The sequence below is a fragment of the Nostoc piscinale CENA21 genome (genome assembly GCF_001298445.1).
In the GTDB taxonomy this organism is placed as follows: domain Bacteria; phylum Cyanobacteriota; class Cyanobacteriia; order Cyanobacteriales; family Nostocaceae; genus Nostoc_B; species Nostoc_B piscinale_A.
Genome location: NZ_CP012036.1, coordinates 418,530 through 439,803 on the forward strand (window position 1 = coordinate 418,530; position 21,274 = coordinate 439,803).

25 protein-coding genes and 1 pseudogene are annotated in these 21,274 nt (G+C 41.4%); 18 read left to right on the top strand and 8 right to left on the bottom strand.

All coding sequences use genetic code 11. The annotated features are described in order from the left end of the window. Nucleotides 1-915: 915 nt before the first annotated feature. Nucleotides 916-1,221: a hypothetical protein gene (locus ACX27_RS33235; protein ID WP_158507331.1), complete on the bottom strand. Its 306-nt coding sequence runs from the start codon at nucleotides 1,219-1,221 to the stop codon at nucleotides 916-918. Here ACX27_RS33235 and ACX27_RS01820 point away from each other — a divergent pair. From ACX27_RS01820 to ACX27_RS01870, 11 genes are all read left to right on the top strand, one after another. Beyond that, on the top strand, nucleotides 1,169-2,092 hold the full coding sequence (locus ACX27_RS01820; protein WP_062287627.1) for a hypothetical protein: 924 nt from the start codon (nucleotides 1,169-1,171) through the stop codon (nucleotides 2,090-2,092). The genes ACX27_RS33235 and ACX27_RS01820 overlap by 53 nt on opposite strands. 5 nt (nucleotides 2,093-2,097) lie before the next feature. Beyond that, the gene (locus ACX27_RS01825) at nucleotides 2,098-2,922 is read left to right on the top strand and encodes a hypothetical protein (RefSeq protein ID WP_062287630.1); all 825 of its coding nucleotides are present in this window, start codon (nucleotides 2,098-2,100) and stop codon (nucleotides 2,920-2,922) included. Nucleotides 2,923-3,042: 120 nt separating this feature from the next. Next, nucleotides 3,043-3,621, top strand: coding sequence for a hypothetical protein (locus ACX27_RS01830; protein WP_062287633.1), 579 nt, complete (start codon nucleotides 3,043-3,045; stop codon nucleotides 3,619-3,621). Then, nucleotides 3,621-3,869 (top strand): hypothetical protein, encoded by a 249-nt coding sequence (locus ACX27_RS01835; RefSeq protein WP_062287636.1) that lies wholly within the window; start codon nucleotides 3,621-3,623, stop codon nucleotides 3,867-3,869. The genes ACX27_RS01830 and ACX27_RS01835 overlap by 1 nt, the downstream gene beginning before the upstream one ends. Next, nucleotides 3,866-4,321: a hypothetical protein gene (locus ACX27_RS01840; RefSeq protein ID WP_062287639.1), complete on the top strand. Its 456-nt coding sequence runs from the start codon at nucleotides 3,866-3,868 to the stop codon at nucleotides 4,319-4,321. Before ACX27_RS01835 ends, ACX27_RS01840 begins: the two co-directional genes overlap by 4 nt. Then, the gene (locus ACX27_RS01845) at nucleotides 4,318-4,629 is read left to right on the top strand and encodes a hypothetical protein (RefSeq protein ID WP_062287642.1); all 312 of its coding nucleotides are present in this window, start codon (nucleotides 4,318-4,320) and stop codon (nucleotides 4,627-4,629) included. Before ACX27_RS01840 ends, ACX27_RS01845 begins: the two co-directional genes overlap by 4 nt. Next, nucleotides 4,629-4,940, top strand: coding sequence for a hypothetical protein (locus ACX27_RS01850; protein ID WP_062287645.1), 312 nt, complete (start codon nucleotides 4,629-4,631; stop codon nucleotides 4,938-4,940). The genes ACX27_RS01845 and ACX27_RS01850 overlap by 1 nt, the downstream gene beginning before the upstream one ends. Nucleotides 4,941-4,944: 4 nt before the next feature. Next, on the top strand, nucleotides 4,945-5,559 hold the full coding sequence (locus tag ACX27_RS01855; protein WP_062287648.1) for a hypothetical protein: 615 nt from the start codon (nucleotides 4,945-4,947) through the stop codon (nucleotides 5,557-5,559). Between the two features lie 4 nt (nucleotides 5,560-5,563). Next, complete coding sequence (locus ACX27_RS01860; protein ID WP_062287652.1) at nucleotides 5,564-5,863, top strand: hypothetical protein; 300 nt, start codon at nucleotides 5,564-5,566, stop codon at nucleotides 5,861-5,863. Beyond that, complete coding sequence (locus tag ACX27_RS01865) at nucleotides 5,841-6,287, top strand: hypothetical protein (RefSeq protein ID WP_062287656.1); 447 nt, start codon at nucleotides 5,841-5,843, stop codon at nucleotides 6,285-6,287. The genes ACX27_RS01860 and ACX27_RS01865 overlap by 23 nt, the downstream gene beginning before the upstream one ends. A gap of 197 nt (nucleotides 6,288-6,484) precedes the next feature. After that, entirely contained in the window at nucleotides 6,485-6,940 is a 456-nt protein-coding gene (locus tag ACX27_RS01870; protein ID WP_062287659.1) for an EVE domain-containing protein, read from the top strand. A gap of 142 nt (nucleotides 6,941-7,082) precedes the next feature. On the opposite strand, the pseudogene ACX27_RS01875 reads toward ACX27_RS01870, so the two are convergent. Further along, nucleotides 7,083-8,235: pseudogene (locus tag ACX27_RS01875) on the bottom strand (5-(carboxyamino)imidazole ribonucleotide synthase). Beyond that, the gene (locus ACX27_RS01880; protein WP_062287662.1) at nucleotides 8,232-8,804 is read right to left on the bottom strand and encodes a pentapeptide repeat-containing protein; all 573 of its coding nucleotides are present in this window, start codon (nucleotides 8,802-8,804) and stop codon (nucleotides 8,232-8,234) included. The pseudogene ACX27_RS01875 and the gene ACX27_RS01880 overlap by 4 nt, the downstream one beginning before the upstream one ends. Nucleotides 8,805-9,594: 790 nt before the next feature. Between ACX27_RS01880 and ACX27_RS01885 the strand changes: the two genes are divergently transcribed. Then, the gene (locus tag ACX27_RS01885; RefSeq protein WP_200929898.1) at nucleotides 9,595-9,918 is read left to right on the top strand and encodes a slr1957 family protein; all 324 of its coding nucleotides are present in this window, start codon (nucleotides 9,595-9,597) and stop codon (nucleotides 9,916-9,918) included. A gap of 117 nt (nucleotides 9,919-10,035) precedes the next feature. Here the strand turns inward: ACX27_RS01885 and ACX27_RS01890 are convergent, their stop codons facing one another. After that, complete coding sequence (locus ACX27_RS01890; protein ID WP_062287667.1) at nucleotides 10,036-11,271, bottom strand: tetratricopeptide repeat protein; 1,236 nt, start codon at nucleotides 11,269-11,271, stop codon at nucleotides 10,036-10,038. Between the two features lie 264 nt (nucleotides 11,272-11,535). On the opposite strand from ACX27_RS01890, the gene ACX27_RS01895 reads away from it, so the two are divergent. Further along, nucleotides 11,536-13,488, top strand: coding sequence for a protein phosphatase 2C domain-containing protein (locus ACX27_RS01895; protein ID WP_062298075.1), 1,953 nt, complete (start codon nucleotides 11,536-11,538; stop codon nucleotides 13,486-13,488). Between the two features lie 456 nt (nucleotides 13,489-13,944). After that, a complete protein-coding gene (locus tag ACX27_RS01900) occupies nucleotides 13,945-14,217 on the top strand; it encodes a ferredoxin-thioredoxin reductase variable chain (RefSeq protein ID WP_062287671.1) in 273 nt (90 codons plus the stop codon). On the opposite strand, the gene ACX27_RS01905 is transcribed toward ACX27_RS01900, so the two are convergent. The 4 genes from ACX27_RS01905 to ACX27_RS01920 all read right to left on the bottom strand — a co-directional run bounded on the left by ACX27_RS01905 (nucleotide 14,203) and on the right by ACX27_RS01920 (nucleotide 17,304). After that, entirely contained in the window at nucleotides 14,203-14,448 is a 246-nt protein-coding gene (locus ACX27_RS01905; RefSeq protein ID WP_418006627.1) for a hypothetical protein, read from the bottom strand. The two genes, ACX27_RS01900 and ACX27_RS01905, sit on opposite strands and share 15 nt — an antisense overlap. 42 nt (nucleotides 14,449-14,490) lie before the next feature. After that, nucleotides 14,491-15,282, bottom strand: a complete 792-nt coding sequence (locus ACX27_RS01910) for a YdcF family protein (RefSeq protein WP_062287674.1) — start codon at nucleotides 15,280-15,282, stop codon at nucleotides 14,491-14,493. A 367-nt stretch (nucleotides 15,283-15,649) separates the two neighbouring features. Beyond that, on the bottom strand, nucleotides 15,650-16,189 hold the full coding sequence (locus ACX27_RS01915; protein WP_062287677.1) for a DOMON-like domain-containing protein: 540 nt from the start codon (nucleotides 16,187-16,189) through the stop codon (nucleotides 15,650-15,652). Next, nucleotides 16,186-17,304 (bottom strand): phosphotransferase enzyme family protein, encoded by a 1,119-nt coding sequence (locus ACX27_RS01920; RefSeq protein WP_062287680.1) that lies wholly within the window; start codon nucleotides 17,302-17,304, stop codon nucleotides 16,186-16,188. Before ACX27_RS01920 ends, ACX27_RS01915 begins: the two co-directional genes overlap by 4 nt. A gap of 49 nt (nucleotides 17,305-17,353) precedes the next feature. Here ACX27_RS01920 and ACX27_RS32195 point away from each other — a divergent pair, with 49 nt between their 5' ends. The 4 genes from ACX27_RS32195 (at nucleotide 17,354) to ACX27_RS01935 (ending at nucleotide 20,895) form a co-directional block, all read left to right on the top strand. After that, nucleotides 17,354-17,506, top strand: a complete 153-nt coding sequence (locus tag ACX27_RS32195; RefSeq protein ID WP_158507332.1) for a hypothetical protein — start codon at nucleotides 17,354-17,356, stop codon at nucleotides 17,504-17,506. Between the two features lie 192 nt (nucleotides 17,507-17,698). Continuing rightward, entirely contained in the window at nucleotides 17,699-17,878 is a 180-nt protein-coding gene (locus ACX27_RS01925) for a hypothetical protein (RefSeq protein WP_190968257.1), read from the top strand. Nucleotides 17,879-18,247: 369 nt separating this feature from the next. Next, nucleotides 18,248-19,636: a carotenoid oxygenase family protein gene (locus ACX27_RS01930; RefSeq protein ID WP_062287686.1), complete on the top strand. Its 1,389-nt coding sequence runs from the start codon at nucleotides 18,248-18,250 to the stop codon at nucleotides 19,634-19,636. Nucleotides 19,637-19,785: 149 nt separating this feature from the next. Then, entirely contained in the window at nucleotides 19,786-20,895 is a 1,110-nt protein-coding gene (locus tag ACX27_RS01935) for a precorrin-8X methylmutase (RefSeq protein ID WP_062287688.1), read from the top strand. The last annotated feature ends 379 nt before the right edge of the window (nucleotides 20,896-21,274 follow it).

Here is a 21,274-nt window from a genome sequence, read left to right on the forward strand (position 1 = left end):
CAAAATCGCAGTTCCTCAATGTGGGGCCCCATTGAAGGAATGTACATCCGCTACATTGATGGGCTGGCTTACATTGAATTTTTGTGTCACGGAACCGAAGAGTTAGAACTTCCCATACCAGAAATATACGTTTTAAGAGATGGGCCTTTTAGCAACATTAGTGGCTTAGAAAATGTTCGATTTGAAACAATAGACGGACAAATTGAAGCACCAGAAGCCCCAGTGGAAACGCCACCGGGAGAAACACCGCCGGGAGTACATCCGGAAGCACCACCAATTCCAGACAATGTACCCATACCAGATGCACCGCCGCCTTTGCCAGCAAAACCCGGAGAAGATGACGGAAATAATATAGTCCCCTTCAAAAGACCGTCACCACTTCCTACACCACAGCCACCACCGGACGCACCACCTCCAGAACCGCCACCAGACGCACCAGAACCACCGCCACCGACAAAAACGCCACAACCTACACCACCGCCACCAGCACCAAAACCAGACCCACCACCACCAGCACCAAAACCGGAACCGCCGCCAAATGCGCCCGGCTATCCTTCGCCTGCGCCAAATCCAAACCCCAATCCAAACCCAAACCCAAACCCAAACCCAAGCCCAAACCCCAATCCAAACCCAAACCCAAACCCAAACCCAAACCCAACACCACAACCACCACCAGTCCCACAACCGCCACCAGTCCCCCAACCACCACTAGTCCCTCAACCACCTGCTGTACGGCNATCCAAACCCAAACCCAAACCCAAACCCAAGCCCAAACCCCAATCCAAACCCAAACCCAAACCCAAACCCAAGCCCAAACCCCAATCCAAACCCAAACCCAAACCCAAACCCAAACCCAACACCACAACCACCACCAGTCCCACAACCGCCACCAGTCCCCCAACCACCACTAGTCCCTCAACCACCACCAGTCCCCCAACCACCCCCAACACCAGAACCGCCGCCAGTTCCCGAACCGCCGCCCCAACCACCACCAATACCAGAACCGCCGCCAATTCCCCCAGTTCCACCAGTCCCCAAACCACCCCCAACACCAGACCCGCCACCAGACGGAACACCGCAAACCCCGCCAATCACACCACCAGTGCCAGAAGAACCAAAACAACCCCTACCGCCTTTTTGGGTTCCGCCGATTCCGGGCAAAGACCCGTTGCCACCAGCACAGCCACCAGAAGAACCACCACCAGGGACAGGCTGTGACACTTGCGGAACTGCAATTTTAGGTCAAGCTCAAAATAACGGGATAAAACTCGACCAGCTTAATACTTTTCTTCAAGGTATTGATTTATCACTATTAGCGGTTATTAATGCCAAATTGGGGCCACAATTGCCGGGAGGAATTGCCACGAAATTAGTTAATGGCTTCAAGTGGCTAAAAATTGATAGAGCATTAAATTTGCTGACACTTGCTGCCACGATTCACAATGCTTTCATGCTCAGTAATGACCTTGGGCAAACATTACTCGGAATCTTAAGTAATATCTTTCAATTAATAGGATTGAAAGATGATAACGGGCAAGCATTTGATATTGGTTCGATTATCAACAGCACAATTGAGGATTTCATTAAAGGTCTAATTGGTGCTGAAAATTATCAAACCATATCAACAGCTTGGGCTAAAGCTAATAGAATCTATCAAGCAACAACCAACATATTAAATTCATTCCAAAATTTAACCTCAACCGTTTTAAATGGGCTAGAAATCACCGCAGGTAGAGTTGGCAAGATTGGCAATGCTTTGAGGAAATCTGGCGAGGTATTAGAAACCGCCTATAGTTGGATGAATCCACAGCCAAAATTTAATCGAGTTACACAATTTTTAGAAAACCTACAAGATGGTGCTTCAACTATTCAAATGGTGACACAAGCTCCACTGGATATCATCAATGCAACAACTGAATTAACTACCGCAAATACAGAATTTGTAAAGGCACTAAAAGAAGATGGTAAGCCAGAAAATAAAGGTAGTAACGACCAAGAACCAGACCAATTAAAAGCCACAGAATCAGCCACAAAATTGGTGAGTGCTGGCTTAGATTTAGCAGATTTAGACTTTGAACCAGACGAAGATTAATTAATATGCCTTTACCTGAAAACTTTAGCGAATGGGAACATCTGCAAGATACGGTTAGGCTTTGGCATAACAAAGCCGTGAACAAGTGGTTTAAAAATCAACCAGAAAACGATATTTCAACACCTAAAAGAGCATTGCGTCATGCTTGCACCATGAAAGATGGCGATACCTCAACCATGACAATGATGCGGCTGTGGCTGTTTGAAGTTACCGCAGGACACGCCCAAAGTTTGCAAACGCCTATTTATGGTATTCCTGTACAGGAATATCAAAGAGATTCTAAATTTAAGCCACAGATAAAACTTTACTTTAAAGAATCTTACGACTTTGAAAAACACGGTGATGGGACAGAACAAGTACGCGGTGAAATCGGATTTAGAATTATGAACCGAACCGCCGATACAATCTCACGCGCCGATGCTGAACAATATGCACTTGAAATCAAAAACGAGTTTGCTACCCCTCCATTAATTTGGAAGAAGGGTAAATATAAATGCACTTATTTAGACTTAGATAATGGCTTTGATTTGCGCTTACTCTGCACATCGAAAACAGAAGGACAATCAACCGTTCAATCAGTTTTAAAAATATTAGATAAAACTTTTAGTGATAATAATTTCCAATTCATCGAAAACACTAAAGAATTTCCGGTCAATCCCGGAACACACCGTGTTTATGGGCGAACGGTCAAAAAATTCCGCCAAAGACCAACCGCCGATGTCAAGTTTACTCATGCTCAGTTGCTAATTCCTGGTCAAGTCAAGCCAGTCAATCTGGTGTCCGTGAACGGCAGACTTAGAAACGCAATCCAAAATGTGGGAGCCGTTTAAACATTCCAATTCTTTTTCGACAAGTTAACTTCTCACTGGTTTAATTCTTCCCAAAATGCAGTGCTAGTCTGGGTTCAAAGACTTCTGAGATTTCATTCACTTCAATTCATACAAAAAGACATGGGAAGATACTCTGACATTAGGCGCGGTGCAGAACTCAACGCGGCTCTAGTTAAGCTGCGGGCTTATGAAGACTTGAGTCGTGACCAAAAACAGGCTTTATATAAAACTCAACGCGGATCTTTAGTAAAAGTCAAGGCTAACCGTGTCAAAGGTTATGTTGAGGCTTTTGGCTTTACTGGGCGGATATTTTTACCAGTTAAGTTGCTTTCCACAACTCAATCAGCCAACGGCACATTAATAGGAACAGTTCGTACAGCTGCCGCCGCAGAAGGTCGAACAAATGCTGTAGATTTTACAGTTCCTAGTGGGGGTGTCTTGTTAGATGGGTTGAACGGTTTTAAACCAGCAAAATTATCGCTAACAGAGCGTGGCGCTCCTGTTGCAAATAACAAATCACGCGTCACAGATGAAGAGTACCAGCGATTTGATAACAAATCTGTATCGTCTCCTTTTGGACAAGGAACAGATACTGAAACTTATGCTGCTGCGGTAGCTGATATCAAGGCACAATCAGCCATTGAGTCATTTTTACAAACCACAGGCAACCGAGTTAGCTTTACCCCCGAAATCCTCTAATGAATAACCAAATCTTGGAATTACCCAATGATTGCCGAGATTTATTAATGGTGAGTGCCGCCGACACGCGAGATATCGACGGCATGATCATCATTAACCAAGCTTCTGCTGATTGGCTAGGTGGAAAGCTGGATACTGGCACTTATTTCGATACGCTCGACCACTTTGGGATTGACCCTTACGCTCACGTTCGACCAGTAGAACGACTCGCTTACAGCCAAGTTGTAACAGTTGAGTTATTTCTGTGAGGCAGCTACAACTTAGTAATTCAGCTAATTGGGAATTAGTTCATAACGATAACGTCTTAGCCGCTTTACTGCCAAAAGAAGGTGGAGGCTATAAAGTGGTTCCTATTCCTGAAATAGAAATTGCTTTATTATTTGATGTTTTCGTTTTAGCTGTGAGAGTTGCTACTAATGTTCCACCTAACAAGGTGTGGAAATTCGCCGGAACTATCAAACAATCTGTTAGCACTGGTATCAGTATTGATGGTAGTCAAGATGCCAGCTTTAACAGAAGATATCCACTATTTTTGGACAAAATAAACCTTTGTTTGTATCCCCCAATTTCTAATAGTTACAGCGTATCTATTAAAGTGCCTGATTGGTTTCAGGATGCCAGTATTGCAATCTGGCAATATACCGGGCCTGATTATGACGCTGATTTAGCAAGAATTGAATCAAAAATTGACGCTTTATGATTAATAATTTCGCTAGTGGTGTGCAAGTATTTGATACTTGCACTTCTGGAGAAAAAACGCTGATTGCTAATAGTGCCTCGTTGGTCATTGAAGCTAATGTAAATAGGCGGTATGCAGTTTTTATCAATACTTCCGTCGTTGAAATTACATTATCTTTTACAGAAGCCAATAAGGCGGCTATTAACAAAGGAATTGTTTTAAAGCCCGGTGGTAGCTACGAGATTAATTCAACTAATCTCTATGTTGGTGCTGTTTCTGCCATTTCTAAGTTTGCTGCTAAATTTTCTTTTGTGGAGTGTGTTGAATAATGGCTTTATACAATCCAGCAAGCGTTACTGTAGTTGAATCAACTAGTAGCACTTCTACTCCTTCAACCGTTGCCGCTTCTACAACTAGTCAAACTATCGCCGCCGCTAATTCCAATAGAAAAGGGTTAACTATTTGGAATAATTCAACAGCCAATTTGTATATTGATTTTGATTCGGCTGCTACTACCTCGGAAGCGGCAGTTCCAATTGCTGCTGGCGGATATTTTGAAATGCCATTTAATTACACTGGTGTAATTAGTGGTGTTTGGAGTGCTGCAAATGGGAATGCTCTGGTTCGTGAGTTGACATGACGTTATGCCTCTAACAATTCCGCCTAGCACCTACGCCAGTCAGATAAGTTTCTCCTCAGTTAATGGGCTAACTTCAAGTAACGTCAATTCTGCAATAGATGAGGTTTATTCTGAATCTGTAAAGTTAGATTTAGCTAACATCCTGACCGAAATACTTACGCTGACTAATAGCAATACTGCCACCTCTACCACTACAGGAACTTTAAGGTTGCCGGGTATAGGCATGGGGAATGGCAATATTTATTTAGCTACACCGCCCACAACCGATAACAATCAAAAGGCGGCTACAACTGCATTCGTAAATAACTATATTTCCAGAGGGACAGATTCGGGTGGTAGGCAATTTATCAGGTTTGGGAATAGTAGTGGTTCGGGATTATTAATAAAATTTGGTACTAGTGTTCCTACTATCTCTGCAAATACAGGGTCTATTTCTTACGGTGGAACACCTGGATTTAGCTCAATTTTAAATGTGATTGCCTGTAACGGCGATGGCGGAGCTAATGACAGCCACGTAAACGTCTCGTCTTGGAGTAATACAGGATTTAATGTGAAAACTCCCACGTTATCCTCTGGTAATTACAGAGTAAATTGGATCGTTTTTGGTGTTCCGGCTTAAAACTATGGTAGAGAATCAAACCGAGACTTTAGAAATTCAAAAAATCCCCCGAATCTGGCGCATTCAAGGCGACATTACAGAAGGCGATTTAAATACACTCGTTTTAGAAATATTTTGGCGAATTGATTGGGTGACACTAGAAGGCACAACTATTAATAACGAATCCGGAGGAATGATTAAATTCACCACTACTTCAGAATTATTATTAAACTTCTCAACTATTGCTGAGGCTATTTACGCTCAAATAAACTCGCCAGAGATTCCACTAATAAATAATCCCGATGAAACTAGTAATAGCAGTTAATCCTGCCGCACCTCAGCCGCAGGGCATGAACGTCACTTTAGAATCAACTAGTATTTTTCTAGGGATAACTGTAAGTGTTGTGATGTTGGTAGGCACAGCCGTTAAAGTCGTTTCTAAATTTAATTCGATTACTAATCAGGTTCGAGATTTGAGAGAAGATTTAAACTCTCACTCTCAGGCGTTGGAACAAACCAAACTTTTAAGTGAGAAAATTTTCACGATTGAGAAAAGGTTTGAAATCCACTTACAGGATTATGTCAACTACAAGGATGCGACCCTTTTGGCTATTAACGGTAACAAAGAAAGAATCGACCATAAAGCCGAGAGGGCTGAGGACTACTTTAAAGAGTTGAAATTTGAAATTAAGGATCTTCAGGGATTCTTGCAAAAGCACCAGAATTTTAGAATCCGCAATGACCAGTGATACCCTCTGGGGATTCAATATAAGGATTTTTTGACAAACAACTCCAGGACTTACGCACAAAGGTTGTCTGTGAAGCATGGGTGTAAGTGTTTTGAACACCTGCACCTTTCGCTAAAATCTTGATTTTTCGTTTTCTTGCGTCAGTCTTAACAATATGAAATGGTAGATTAGAAGACCTATGTCTTCTTGTCTTGTCGATGAATTATTGGCTGATGAAATCTGAACCAGATGTTTACAGCATTGCTGATCTTCAGCAGCAGGGCGAAACAGTCTGGGATGGCGTGCGGAATTACCAAGCACGCAATTATATGCGTCAAATGCTGGTTGGGGATTTGGTATTTTTCTATCACTCTAATACTGCTTTTCCTGGTATTGCTGGGTTAATGCGTGTAGCCAAAACAGGTATTGCTGACCCGACGCAATTTGAACCAGATAGCAAATATTATGATCCGAAATCAACTCCTGAATCACCACGCTGGCAAACAGTTGTGGTAAAGTTTGTGGAAACCTTTGATCAACCTATTTTGCTGTCGACTCTGAAAGAGAAGTTTAGCCCAGATGAATTAACACTGGTGAGAACAGGTAATCGATTATCAGTTATGCCTGTGAGTGAAGCCGTCGCACAGAAAATTATGGCTATGAAAACAGGTTAAGTCTTGGGTATCAGTCAAATAACGCTTAGACTTTCTACTAACCAGTTTCCCTCACGGGAACTAAACCTTTCACTTTCCACATAATTTGTCTCCCTTGTCCTCCTTGTCTTCCATATCCCTAAGCCCTTCATCAGCAACGATATCACTGCGTAACTCCTACTGGATACCAAATAGATTCTAGGGTGTGGGCTAGATGATTCGCGGCTTCTGGGCTGTACTCATCCAGTAAAACTGTAACATGCCCCAATTTCCGCCCAGGACGAGATTCTGTTTTGCCGTACCAGTGAACGGTGGCTTGGGGAACAGTGGCTAATTTTTGGCGCTGGCTTTGGTAGTCACTCTCAGAATTTTCATATCCCAGCAAGTTGACCATAATAGCCATTTGACAGTGTAAATCAGGATTGCCCAAAGGTAGACCACACACGGCTCTGAGGTGTTGTTCAAATTGGGAAGTTTCGCAGGCATCGATAGAAAAGTGTCCTGAATTGTGGGTGCGGGGGGCTATTTCGTTGACTAAGACTTGGCCTTGTTTGGTGAGAAATAGCTCTATGCCAAAAACGCCGACTACTTCTAGGCTATTTAATAAGGTATGAGCGATCGCTTGACTTTGTTCTGCTTGATTAGGTGTAATATCCGCAGGTGCTATCACGCGCCGACATACCTGTTGTTCTTGTTGAGTTTCTACGACTGGATAAATAACCACTTCACCATTTACAGAACGGGCTGCAATTACCGCTAGTTCCCGTTCAAATGGCACAAATTCTTCAATTAAAAACTGTGATTGTGTTGTTGCTTGAGCTAATTTTTCCTGCAAACTGGCTAAATCTTGGATAATAAATGTGCCTTGTCCGTCGTAACCGTGACGACGGGATTTTAAGACAACCGGAAAACTTAAATCTTCTAGCTTGGATGCTAAATTATCAACATCATCCACAGCAAAAAAATTGCGGTACAGGTAAACCTAAATCTCGCAAATAACAACGCTGATGATATTTGTCTAATAAGGGTGATAAAGCTTGTAACCTTGGGCGGAAGCAAACACCTTTATTAGCTAATAAACTTAAAGCATCAAGGTCAACAAATTCATTTTCAAAGGTGATGACCTCACTTTTTTGGGCTAATATTTCTGTGGCTTTTGCATTATCAATAGGTGCAAAAACTGTATCTTGAGCAACAGCTACAGCAGGGTCAAATTTACTAGGAGTCTGTACAATTAATTCTACTCCTAGTTTTTGCGCTGCATCCCCCATCATCCAGGCTAGTTGCCCACCACCAATTACACCAACACGCTTCATCGACATCCTAAAGATTCACGAGTATCTACACCAGTTTTGGAATTTACCCCACTGGCTTTACTGCACAGTTCTTTGATTTGCGCTTTATCCAAAACTGCATCAGTGAAGTCTGCACCTTGAATATTCACATCTGTAAACAAGGCACGAAGTAACAATGCTTCTTTAAAAACAGCATCGCTCAAATCTGCCCCTGTTAAGTTTACCTGATCCACCATCGCATTAGTTAAATCTGCTTGGTGAAGATTGGCTTTCGTCATCACTGAAGCACTTAAGACGGCTCCGCGCAAGTCAGCACCAGTAAAGTTAGCCATTTCCATATTCGCGTTAGAAAATTCCGCCGCTTGCAAAGTTTGTCCCGAAAAGTCTCTTCTTGCTAACTGTGCATTACTAAATGACAAGGGATGAGTCCAGTCTACGGCTAAGACGGGAGCAGGCAGAAGGCAGAGGGTAAGAATACTTACTATTACAGATGGAATAGGATTTATGACTCTGTGATGATTGCTTCTGATGTAAATCAGGCAAAATAATAAAATTCCTAAAAGTAATGCTAATCCTGGCTGCCACAACATATTTGTTTTTTAGCTATAGTCGGTGACTTTAGCTTAACATTTTGTAATCTTAGGCGATCGCGAAAATATTTCTGTGAAAGGGATAAGGGAGAGGGATGTTCGTAAATCAATTTAGGATTGCTATATATTAAGACTCATATTTGATTTGGGAAGAAAACTAGATACATTCCTACTGGCTTTCTCATGTTCTCTGTTTACTACCTACACGAGTAGGTTTAGTTATCAAATCAAATTAATATATATAACCAAAGGCTGATTTTTATCACTAAATATAAATTACTGCGAACGCTCACTTTAAACTTTACAATTCTTGATTTAAAAAATTGCATTTTGCGATATAAGTATTCTTATTAAAGAAATTCATAAGTTAGTTAACCATGAGAATATCTCATAAATAAACCTCAACAAGGAATATCCCCTACTCGCTGATAAATTAATTAGTTACATTTCTTTATGATTTATTTTCTAAGTAAAGTTTATTAACTTTTGCTGTTAACCCCAATTCTCCCCTGTTAGTCTTCTTATTAAGGTGAGTGAGTCAGCGTTGCTTGAGCATATTAATTATCTGTCTTGGATGCTTGACCAGCTACACCAGAGGAGAATTAACTTTAGTTTCATAAATAGTTGCTTGGCTATTACAAGAAGGCAGGAGGAAAGGAAAGTTCAAGAGGTTACAAAATAGGTTTTAACCTTCTCTAACAGTTGGTTTATTTCTATTGCCACTTGTGAGTCACAAACGCATCAGTTTATATTCAGCAACTACTCAAAATTCGTAAGCAGTATTAGACAAATGATGAAACATTATTCTCTGGAATGGATTGAAGCTTGGTGCCAAGAAAATGGCTGGACAGAGTTATTTGTAGAGCGACGTAACAATTATTGGGCATTTCCTCCTGGTGGAGTTATGCCAGAACCCATTCCATCTCATGTATTGAGAGGCATTAAAGCCGAAAAAGGACTCACAGTTGAAGAAAGAATTTGGTCAATTTCAGCCGTAATTGGTACATTTGTAGCTGTCGTTAGCACCTTTATACTCAGATGTCCTATGCCTTTGGTATTGGCCTTTGCCTTTAATGCTGTGACGGTGGCTCAATTTGAATTAGAGGATGTTTAACAAGTAGGAATGGATCAATTTGGTTGGTTAAGGTTGTCATTTGTCATTGGTAAGGTTTTGAGATTTACGTTTTGTAACCTAATTGTTGACAAATGACAAATGACGAATAACCAATGACTATTGACCAGATTCTTTTGAGATTTTTTCTATTTGTTGGGTAAAATAAGATTCCTCGTGTTTGAGTTGCTGTGCAAGTTGTAAGCCTTGTTTAAAGGCTGAGAGTGCTTGAGGATAATCTTTTTGTTGTAAATAAATTTGCCCAATTTGGTCGTAAGCTTGCATTAAACCGTAATAGTTATATGCTTTGCCTTGGGTTTCGATGAGAATTTGACTGGTTTGTAAAGCTGCGTCAATTTGTCCTTGGGAACGGTAAAGGGCAATTAATTTTTGTAAAGCTTCGGCAGCTAAAACAAATTGTTGTGATTCCCAAGCGGTTGTATAAGCTTGTTGGTAGTTATTAAAAGCCTCTTGAATTAAGCTAGGATTTTCTTTGGCTAAAGATTCGTAATTACCAGCGATCGCTAATTTTAATTGTGGTAATTTGAGAATATTTTCCGGGTCAGTATACAGTAACGCTAACTTATTTAATGTATCTATAGCCTGTTGTGGTTGTTTGCCTTGCTGGTAAACATAAGCTAACTGTTGTAGATATGTTACCTCGCTGGTGCGATCGCCTCCAGCCACAGCTATATTTAATAACTCTTGATAGGTGGCGGCGGCTTGGGGATAATCGAACCAAGCTAGATGTAATTCGGCGATGGTTTGGAGTGTAGATAACTCGGCGGTTTTATCTTGTTGCTGACGTACAGCCGTCAAAATTTGATTGTAAACTTCTAAAGCATTTTGGGGCGATCGCACATTTTGATAAGCTGCACCTAAAGCCTGCAATAATTCTAAATCTACCCCTTTTTGAGCAATGGTTTTGGGTGATAAAGCTTGTTTTTGAATTGCTTGCAACCTTTGAGTTATATAAAATATTTCTTGACGGTCATTTTGATTCCAAGCGACCGCACCTACCCTAGATAAAGCTTCAATTTCCGGTATTGTACCCAAATAGCGCCGCAAGCGTATTTCCCGGTTCCAAATTTCAAACGCCGTGACTTTATCTCCCGCTTGTAACGTCGCCGTTGCTTGTTGATTTAATTCATCTAACGCAGTGGCTAAAGTTTGCTGTTCCTCCACCGTTAACGGTTGTTTATCAGCAGAAGGCCGCACCAAAGGATCAGGCGTGGTAACTTCTAAAGGACTAGGGGGAAATTTATCTGCTTGATTAGGATCTTTAGTTGCCGCCAGTGTGACAGAGTTATTCAATAAAATAGTGAAAATTGCGATCGCACATAAGCGCCTGAGCATAAATACTTTACCCGACTAAATAATTAAATGGTAACTATAGGAGTGACGCATAAAATTTGGCTAACGATCACTATCCAAGTATTTAAACCCAAATCTTTGCTCATGACCTGCTTTGTGTCACGAAGGTTGATCTTAACATTCTGAAATGTTGAACAGTTTATAAAGTAGGGTGGGCAATGTCATTAATTTGCTCGTATCCTAATTTTTACGTTGTGGCATTATCCAGCCTACGGTTATTGAGAATGGTGCAGAATATCATATATGATAATTTCTACTCAACGAGTAATTTATTGTCTAAATCCAACATGCGATCGCCCAATTAACCCCCTGGAAGAGCGCATTTGCAGTAATTGTCAAACTCCCTTAGTTCACCGTTATCTCTGGGCGACTGGTAATTTAGCCGCTAACATCTCCCCAGAAACGCAAGTTGCAGAACGATATGAGGTTATACAACCGCAAATCTGGCTAGATACGCAACCAGGACTACCGCCAGAAACCTTACAAGATTTACCTCAAGTAATTATTCCTTACTTAAAACTGTATCAACAGCATTTACATCTGCCCCAAGTTTATGGGTTTGTTTCTGCTGGGGAAGATGCAGAAGATATTCTGTTGTTAGAAAATGCCCCTATAGATGCAGCAGGTAACTTATACTCCACCATCATTGATGCGTGGGAACAAGCCACCGCCGTGAGACAAGTTTATTGGTTATGGCAAATTCTCCAACTTTGGCAACCTTTAACAGAACAAGGCGTTGAGCAAAGTTTACTCATTAGCGATAACTTGCGCGTTCAAGGCTGGTGTGTGCGTCTTGTAGAACTTTATCCGAAGCAAACCGACGAAAAACTCAGCTTACGTGATTTAGCTCAGTCTTGGCAACCTTGGATAGCATTAGCACAGCCGCAAGTAGCTCAATCATTACAGAATATAGTTGAGCAGATGTGCGATCGCGCCGTAAATTTAGAAAATATTACCACTCAACTGAATACACTCTTACTGTCAGCAGCCGGAGAATTACCACTCAGCCTGCAAGTAGCTGGCACAACCGATATCGGCACAGAACTAACCCAAAACGAAGACACTTGCTACCCCAGCACGAATGAACCCTACGACACCCTCATTCCACGCTTATCAATGGTTTGTGATGGTATTGGTGGCCATCAAGGTGGTGAAGTTGCCAGCCAAATGGCAGTACAATCTTTAAAATTGCAAATTCGTGCCTTATTAGCAGAAGTAAGCGAACAAATTGAACCTGTAGCCCCCAAATTATTGCAAGAACAGCTAGAAGCCAGCTTGCGGGTAGTGAATAATTTAATTTGCTTTCGCAATGATGAACAAAAACGCCAAGGTAGAGAACGTATGGCTACAACCTTGGTGATGGCACTGCAATTACCCCAACCAATAGTAACAATTTCAGGACGGCGATCGGATAATGCCCATGAACTTTATTTAGCCAACATTGGCGATAGCCGCGCTTACTGGATAACTCGTAATTACTGTCAGTTACTCACAGTCGATGATGATGTGGCTTGGCGAGAAGTCCGCTACGGACGGAATTTGTATAGACAAGCACTCCAGAGATTAGATGCAACAGCTTTGACTCAAGCATTAGGCACAAAAGAAGCAGACTTTTTGCGAGTAACAATTCAAAGATTCATCATTGATGAAGAAGGCTTATTACTACTGTGTTCTGATGGTTTAAGTGATAACGATTGGGTGGAACACGCTTGGCAAGATTTTGCCATACCTGTGTTATCTGGTGAACTTTCCCTGACAGAAGCTGTGGAGAGTTTAATTCATCTTGCCAATCAAAAAAATGGTCATGATAATACATCAGTTGTTCTCACTCTTTGCCGACTTTCTAAAGAATACTTAGTGCCAGTCACTTCATCATCGCCACAAGTGGAAGTAGAAATTCTGGAACCAGAAATCCCTGAACCAGAAGAACCTGAACCAACTTTGACAGAAAGTTCCCAAGCTTTATTAGATTTGGACTTGACAGCAGAACCAATACCTGAACCCATTCCCACACCAGTCAAGAAACCTCGTCAGCGGAAAAAATCTGTTGTATCAAAAGGAAGATTATTAGCTTTGCTGGTAGTTGGCGGTACAACTTTGGGATTATTAGCTTGGTTGTTACTCAGTCCTCAGACATTCCAGCAAGCTTGTCAAAAATTACCTCAACCAATGCAGTCAATTTGTCCACAAAATAAGTAGAGTTTGCTGAAAAAGTTCTTTGGCGGATGTAGGGAATACTTCGGCTGCGCTCAGTGCAAGTTCGCTCAGTGTACAGCACTCAGTACTTTTACCTCCTGTCTCCTGCCATAACTGCCATAACTGCCAAACACAGCATATAGGAACGAAATAGCCATTTGATGTAGAATTGGAACTGTTGTTAAAGCACACAGAAAAGGTAAAACGGGACTTTCTTAGCCTGTTAGCGGAAAAATCCTCAAAAAAGTGCTTCTGAGACACCCGCAAGCGTGGACAAGTGCAATAAGGAAAAAGCAGCAACAAGACATTTGTCGCTGGTTAACTATGAGCCAAGCCTGCATGGTCAGGCTTTGTTTGTATAAAAGTTGCAAACGCTGTATTTTATGTGTTTGTCTCGATTAGAGATGAAAAATAACTGTTTTAGACAGTTGATTTTTCACTCAGAAAGTTCGATGAGGAATGGCTGTGGAGATGCTTGTAGAACCGCAAAAGCTAGGTGTAAATGCTCTTATGAAAGTTGGCGATCGCGTCCGTGTTGTACAATCGGTGGTAGTTTACCATCACCCTGAACATCGCTCTCAAGCTTTTGACCTTGAAGGCTCAGAAGGTGATGTTGTGGATATTGTGACTCAATGGCAAGGTAGACCAGTCAGTGCTAACTTGCCTGTATTAGTTCAGTTTAATAAAAAATTTAAAGCCCACTTGCGCGAAAAGGAGTTAGAAATCATCTAAATTTTTCAAAAGCGGCGAAGGAACCACCGAAAAATGTTGAGTTCGCCGCGCATTTTTTTTGAGTTCTTGACGGTGACTTTCTGCCGTAGCGTAATACCATTCGCAATAACGCTGAAATTCTAAGCGTTGCTGAACTTCATAATAAAATTCATGGGTAGTTTGGTAAGCACTAAAATTTTCCGCAACTCCAGGTTGAGGAGCAGGAATAATATGAGGTAATTCTTGGCGCATAGTTTTTGTGATAGGTGATAGGTTACAGGTTACAGGTGAGAGTTAAAGCCAACCACGTAAGCGATAAATAAAACTACCAATATATTCTTTCAAAGCACTAGTGAATTGATGTAAGTTATCCGTGTCGGGTAATAAATTCAGGAAGGCTGCTTTAGGCGTACTAACAAGTTCTTGCAATTCGCCTTGAGTTACCAGAAAGTCAGTCGATGCGGGGATAGCATCAATACCTTGACGTTGGAAAATTTTAAGCGATCGCGGCATGTGCATAGCTGAAGTTACTAATAATATTTGTTTGATATTACGAGATTGCAAAATTTGTTTGACATTTACAGCATTTTGATAAGTGTTGAGAGAATTTGGTTCCTCAATAATTGCTTGTGCTGGGATACCAATAGATGTCAAAATACTGGCCATATCTGTTGATTCTGGTTTCCCACTACCACGCCAATCAATACGACCACCACTGAGAATAATCAAAGGGGCTTTTTTTTGCCGATATAACTGTGCTGCATAAATTACCCGATCGCCTGATTCACTCAAATCAACTTCTGGTCTGGGGAAAGAAGCTGATTTAGTCGCACCACCCAAAACCACAATTGCTTCTGCATTTGGCATTTGCTGAGACGGTATATTTTGCCATTCTAGCGATCGCACCAGTGCCTTAGCCACCCAAGCATTACTACAAAATAGCAATAAAACTAACCCCAAGGCGATCGCACCTGTCGCTATGCGCGGTTTTTTCCTGATTGTCATCAAAGCTACTACCAAACTAATACTCGCCAATCCCAAGGGATAAAAGAACAGTGGTAACAACTTGGAAAGGTATAAAAACATATAGGTTTTAAAGGTTATGGGTGACAGAAAATTTCTATTTTTCTTTTTATACCCCTAAATCCTTACGGGAAATTCAAAATTCAAAAGTAAGAGGATGTTAATTTTGACTTTTAACTTTTGACTTTTTACTTGATTTCACCCCTACTCCCATAAATAAAAAGCGATCGCAGTTCCGTGGTAGCGATCGCTTCAATATATAGCCTATAAAACCCTGAACAAAGTAATCGATTACTAAGATTGTATTTTTGTCAGTGGCATTATGCCTGCTGGGTTAACCCCCTGATGGGTTAGACCCCTCATAACGTTTTTATCTTGGGAATTACTGTCTGTGTCTAGGTTCTGTCTATCCATCTGTTGCAATTTTGATTTACAAGCGAATTAAAAAACTATCCCGCAAGTGAAAATCAGGTTCAGCACCTTTATGCGCTAACGCCCAATAAGACACTTGATGATTTTTTTGTTTAACTACAGTCGTGATTGCTACGTCAATATCTTGGTTAGATGCCACAATTTTAACCAAGTCTAAATCTAAATTCAGGGTAAAAATCTCAGCTTGATGGTCAATACTGAATGGCAGAGTTGTCAAAGCCGTTTCCGCCTCCATTCCTTGACGATAACCTGTAAAACGATACACATTCCAGTGTTTAGCCGGAGAAAGGTTAAATTCCCAATAGCATTCTGAGTCTTTGATTCCTACAAAAAACTCAAAACAGGTATCTTCCCAGAGTCCATCTTTGCGGGTGGGCGTATCTGACGGTGGAGCAATGATAATATTTGTTAAATTACCGATTAGGTTGTAGCTAATCATTAGTTGATAATCATTGCGGGCAATATTACCAATGATTTGGACATCTGGTAGCAAATTGTCAGATTCAAAAGGTTGTAAGGTGAATTTTTGCGCGTTCATTTCATATCCTGAATAATCTGGCGAATTTGGGTTTCTTGGGATTCAATACTTTCGGTTAGCTTAAACTGCACGATCGCCCTTGCTAAGTTATGTTCTGGATGCTTGACTTTAAAATAAACATTCCCAGCTAAGTAATCGGTAAAAAATCGTAATCCTAATTCAAAGGCAATCAACCGAATGCCATCGTACATATAGGCGTAATCATTTTCTGTCAAAAACGCCTTAGCTACCGCCAGATAACCTTGTAAAATTCCTGCACACAAATCTGTATCAAAATCAACACTATCCCAATCTTCAGTTTCTTCACCAGCCGGATTGCAACCAGAGCGCAAACAGTCACCAATGTCGTAATGTATTAATCCTGGCTTGACGGTATCTAAGTCAATTACACCGACAGCTTTTTGAGTAAATGTATCAAATAAGACGTTATTAATTTTAGGGTCGCCGTGCATCAAGCGTAATGGCAGTAAACCTTGAGCTTTAGCATTTTCTAGGATATTGGCAAAATTAGTGCGATCGCTCACAAACTGCAAGCAATAATTAACTTCTGGTGATGATTTTGGACTAGTCTTGGCTAAAACTTCTTGATAATGACCCAGGTATCGCGGTGTAATGTGGAAACCCGCAAGAGTATCGGCTAATTTTTCTGGTGGTAAATCACTAATCAAATTATGAAACATCCCCAAGGCATAGCCAATTTCCTGGGCATATTCGATATTTGGCATTGTATCAAAAGACTGTGAGTCTTGAATAAAGCTAATGGCTCGCCAAAAATCACCCCCAGCATCAATGCAATAATCTTGAGCATCCTGAGTTGACAACACCCGTGGTACTTCCCAACGACGATTGAGAGGTATACATTGCAAACGCTGATAAACATGATCGCTAAAAATCCGCATATTCTGCATAATCAGTTGCGGCTGGCGGAATACTTGGGTGTTGATGCGTTGTAAAACAAAATGCTGTGTGTTTGCACCATCGAGAGTCACTAAAAAAGTGTCATTAATATTCCCACTGCCAAATGCTGTGACATTCTTAACCTTACCCTGAAGTACAAACTGCTCGGCAATGCCAACTAACTTCTCGACGCTTTGCTGACTGATAACTGTTGCCATATTGATTTTTGACTACTCCCCACGCAAATGCACAAAAGCAATAGCAGACATGGTAACTCAAGTGTTGGTTTCAGGATATATAAATGTGTTGCGACGATGGCAAGAAGTCGGAAAATTGCTGAAAAACAGACACCTATCTCAGTTGGGAACTCAGTACAGCCGCCAGTCACAGCAATTAGAACCACGCAGTATTCAGCATTAGGAACTTTTAAAATCATCTTGAGTCTAACGAACTGGACAGAAAACTTTACGTAAAATTCCGCAATTGTCACCAGGACAATTGAAGACTTATCATGTCATCTTTAACTAGAAAATCAGTAAGTGGTAGTTTTTAGTAAAAATTTCCACTGCTGCTATAAAGCGATCGCTTATATATATTTCCTTTGTTCCTCTTATGGCAGAAAAACACACCAAGATTAAATTTCCTCTTTGGCAATATCTCAACCAACCCTTATTTAGCCGTGATCATCAATTAGAATTAAATCCCCAACGCTTTGCCCGTAGCTGGCGGGTTGATTTGCTCAAAAGATGCTGGCATAGAGAATGCGATGCTAAAGGGCCTCAACAATCATAAATTTAAATATTAAGTAAATATTTAGAGCCGAGATATTTACTACAACTATCAACGCTTGGCAAGTTATCAATATTACAGAGGTTTACATCTGTAGGTTTTATTTAGATATATCTACTTTTGTCAACAATCTATTAATTTTTGTAGGGTGCGTTAACACTGTTAGCGCACCCTATTCGCTTACTAGCCCCTTCGAGGCGGGAACAGGGACAAGAATCAGCCCAAAAAAGCATATAAGCCCTTTACGCCACAATCAAGAGCTTTTATGCCCTGTTCCCTGTTGCCTGTCACCTGTTCCCTATGAGGATTGCTATATTGTCATCATTAAGATTAAGTACTATTGCAAATTCACAGAGTTTTGTAGACAACATCATGACCACAACAGCAGTGAATCCTTATCTTGATGGCAATTTTGCACCAATTTCAGCAGAAATTACGGCGGAAAACCAGCAAGTAATTGGTGAACTACCACCAGAACTCTCAGGGATGTTTGTACGAAATGGCCCTAACCCGCAATATTCACCTATTGGTCAGTATCACTGGTTTGATGGAGACGGGATGCTGCACGGTGTCAGAATTAGTGGAGGTAAGGCGGTTTATCGCAACCGTTATGTGCAGACGCAAAAATGGCAAACTGAACATGAAGCGGGTAAAGCAATATTGACTGGGTTGCTTGAACCACCACAAACAGATGCACCGCCAATATCGAGAAATACAGCCAATACTGCCTTAGTGTGGCATGGTGGTCAGTTGTTAGCCGTTTGGGAAGCGGGTGCGCCTCATACAATTCAAGTACCTGAGTTAAAGACAATTGGCGAACACACTTATAATGGCAAACTTGTTTCTCCGTTTACGGCACACCCAAAGGTAGATCCAATTACGGGTGAAATGGTGTTCTTTGGCTATTCAGTTATGCCGCCATATTTACAATACGGCATAGTTTCCGCCGCCGGGGAGTTGTTATCAACTGTACCGATTGAAATTCCTGAACCTGTGATGATGCACGACTTTGCCATTACAGAAGACTATACAATTTTCATGGATTTACCCTTGACCTTCAATCCAGCACGGATGCAGCAGGGAAAACCCATGATCATGTTTGAGTGCGATCGCCCCAGTCGTTTTGGCATTCTCCCACGCCACGGTGATAACAGCAAGATTCAATGGTTTGAAAGTCCCTCGTGCTACGTGTTTCATACCCTCAACGCCTATCAACAAGGTGATGAAGTCGTATTAATCGCCTGTCGAATGAGTTCTACTTCTGTGTTGGGTTTTAATGGCGTTGATGATCCTGATGCGAATATTCCCAGACTCCATCAATGGCGGTTTAACCTCAAGACTGGGGCTGTCTCTGAGTCCAGATTAGATGACATAGCTGGAGAATTTCCCCGCGTCAACGAAAACTTGTTGGGACGACAAACTCGCTATGGCTACGTAAATAAAAGCGCACCTACGCCTGTGCCTTTGTTTGACGGTGTAATCAAATACGATTTTGATAGGGGTACATCCCAAATCCATGAATTTGGGCAAGGGCGTTATGGTGGTGAGTCTATATTTGCACCGCGTCCTCACGCCACGGCTGAAGATGATGGCTGGTTAATGACTTTTGTCCATGATGAGACAGCCAATACTTCAGAATTATTGGTGATGAATGCTCAAGATATTACTGGCGAACCTGTAGCGCGAGTGTTAATTCCCCAACGTGTACCTTATGGGTTTCATGCTGCTTGGGTGACTGAGAAACAGTTACAAGGGTTTTAGTTATAGGACTTACGCACAAAGATTTTCTGTGGAGACTGGGTGTAAGGGTGAAAGGGTTTAGGGGTGTATGTATCTAAAACCCTTACACCCTCTTCCCAACCCTTGATTTGATGAAGATATTCGACAAGCTTTAATTTTTGCATCTTCCTATGAATAATTGTTCTTTAACAATCAAAGAACTAACGGAAGCAGTTGGTGGTGGCATTACACCGAGGATGGTACGACATTACCATCAATTAGGTTTGTTGCCGCAACCAGTTAGGTCGCCGAGTAACTATCGTCTCTATACAGAACAAGATGTCATACGGCTGCAAAGAATTGTGGCGTTGAAGCAACAAGGGTTCCAACTCAACCACATCCGCCACATTTTGGAGATGGAACCAGAAACGGACACTTTGACAGCGCAATTACAAAAACAGTATCGGGCGATTATGCAGCAAATTGCCCAATTGCGACAAACTGCCTCAGCCTTAGAAGGATTATTAGGACGCGATCGCCATTGTCAAATTATGCAGGCGGAAGTCTTAGCCCAACTAAAATTGTTAGAAGTTGAAACCCAAATGGGATTAGGCGGGTTGGAACAACTTTGGAGTGGTTTAGATGCCCAGGTACACACCCACTCAGAAGCATTTGCGGAGTCTTTACAATGTTTGTTACCTGATTTATCTGACCGTTCCGAAATTGAACAACACCTAATTTCGCAATTGGTTTTAGCTTGTGGTGATGTGAGTTTAGCATCTTTTGTGAGAGTCAGTGCTGGAGCGATCGCCGCTAGTCGTCACGCCCTATCAGCTAGTTGTGAGATTTTTGTTGATATTCCTACCGTTGCCGCCGCTTTAGATCAAACAAGATTAGCTCATTTAAGTTGTCGCATCACAACTTTAATTAATAACCCCCACATCACCACCGCCACAGAAGCCGAACAGGAATTTTGGCAACATCAAGAATGGCAAGAAAAATTATTACAAGTTTCTCAGGGTAGCATTTTAGTCATTGGTTATGCACCCTCTGTATTGTTAGCAACCTGCACCGCCATCAAAGCCCAAAAAATTCAACCCGCCCTAATCATCGGAATGCCCATCGGCTTTAGCCATGCACCCGCTGCCAAACGCCAAATTATCCAACAAGTAACTCCCGCAATCACCATAGAAGGAACTTTGGGCGGCGGTTTACTAGCAGCCACAACCCTGAATGCCTTGGTTGAGTCACTCATTGAAAAGCCGAATTGTCATTGTTATTTATCGGAGAGTAGAAGCTAAAGGTTAGAGGTTAGGGATTAGTGATTATTCCCCTACACCCTGGCACCCTTTACACCCTTATACCCCTTACCCTCGATTTCATACATCAATCCCTATTGTGTATATTTTTATGACAATAACCTGGGCGAATTCAACATACATGTGTTGGTTAGATCGACATCTCTAGCAGTAGCCAAGTTAGTTTGGACATCGGTAAATTTAAACGACAGTAACAAATTTTTAACTATGTCATCTATCACCTGTAACCTGTAACCTATGACCTGTCTGCTACGGAATGGTTTAAAAAACCTAAACAACGCATGAAAAATGGTAAAAGTCAAGATAAAGTAAAACACAGTATAGATTCGGATACGTAAATCACACATTTTTCAAAGAAACT

Bases quoted from the DNA above. Each gene is read 5' to 3' on its own strand.
- ACX27_RS01825 (WP_062287630.1), top strand. From the start codon at position 2,098: ATGCCTTTACCTGAAAACTTTAGCGAATGGGAACATCTGCAAGATACG.
- ACX27_RS01830 (WP_062287633.1), top strand. From the start codon at position 3,043: ATGGGAAGATACTCTGACATTAGGCGCGGTGCAGAACTCAACGCGGCT.
- ACX27_RS01835 (WP_062287636.1), top strand. From the start codon at position 3,621: ATGAATAACCAAATCTTGGAATTACCCAATGATTGCCGAGATTTATTA.
- ACX27_RS01845 (WP_062287642.1), top strand. From the start codon at position 4,318: ATGATTAATAATTTCGCTAGTGGTGTGCAAGTATTTGATACTTGCACT.
- ACX27_RS01850 (WP_062287645.1), top strand. From the start codon at position 4,629: ATGGCTTTATACAATCCAGCAAGCGTTACTGTAGTTGAATCAACTAGT.
- ACX27_RS01855 (WP_062287648.1), top strand. From the start codon at position 4,945: ATGCCTCTAACAATTCCGCCTAGCACCTACGCCAGTCAGATAAGTTTC.
- ACX27_RS01860 (WP_062287652.1), top strand. From the start codon at position 5,564: ATGGTAGAGAATCAAACCGAGACTTTAGAAATTCAAAAAATCCCCCGA.
- ACX27_RS01865 (WP_062287656.1), top strand. From the start codon at position 5,841: ATGAAACTAGTAATAGCAGTTAATCCTGCCGCACCTCAGCCGCAGGGC.
- ACX27_RS01870 (WP_062287659.1), top strand. From the start codon at position 6,485: ATGAATTATTGGCTGATGAAATCTGAACCAGATGTTTACAGCATTGCT.
- ACX27_RS01880 (WP_062287662.1), bottom strand. From the start codon at position 8,804: ATGTTGTGGCAGCCAGGATTAGCATTACTTTTAGGAATTTTATTATTT.
- ACX27_RS01885 (WP_200929898.1), top strand. From the start codon at position 9,595: ATGATGAAACATTATTCTCTGGAATGGATTGAAGCTTGGTGCCAAGAA.
- ACX27_RS01890 (WP_062287667.1), bottom strand. From the start codon at position 11,271: ATGCTCAGGCGCTTATGTGCGATCGCAATTTTCACTATTTTATTGAAT.
- ACX27_RS01900 (WP_062287671.1), top strand. From the start codon at position 13,945: ATGGCTGTGGAGATGCTTGTAGAACCGCAAAAGCTAGGTGTAAATGCT.
- ACX27_RS01905 (WP_418006627.1), bottom strand. From the start codon at position 14,448: ATGCGCCAAGAATTACCTCATATTATTCCTGCTCCTCAACCTGGAGTT.
- ACX27_RS01910 (WP_062287674.1), bottom strand. From the start codon at position 15,282: ATGTTTTTATACCTTTCCAAGTTGTTACCACTGTTCTTTTATCCCTTG.
- ACX27_RS01915 (WP_062287677.1), bottom strand. From the start codon at position 16,189: ATGAACGCGCAAAAATTCACCTTACAACCTTTTGAATCTGACAATTTG.
- ACX27_RS01920 (WP_062287680.1), bottom strand. From the start codon at position 17,304: ATGGCAACAGTTATCAGTCAGCAAAGCGTCGAGAAGTTAGTTGGCATT.
- ACX27_RS32195 (WP_158507332.1), top strand. From the start codon at position 17,354: ATGGTAACTCAAGTGTTGGTTTCAGGATATATAAATGTGTTGCGACGA.
- ACX27_RS01925 (WP_190968257.1), top strand. From the start codon at position 17,699: ATGGCAGAAAAACACACCAAGATTAAATTTCCTCTTTGGCAATATCTC.
- ACX27_RS01930 (WP_062287686.1), top strand. From the start codon at position 18,248: ATGACCACAACAGCAGTGAATCCTTATCTTGATGGCAATTTTGCACCA.
- ACX27_RS01935 (WP_062287688.1), top strand. From the start codon at position 19,786: ATGAATAATTGTTCTTTAACAATCAAAGAACTAACGGAAGCAGTTGGT.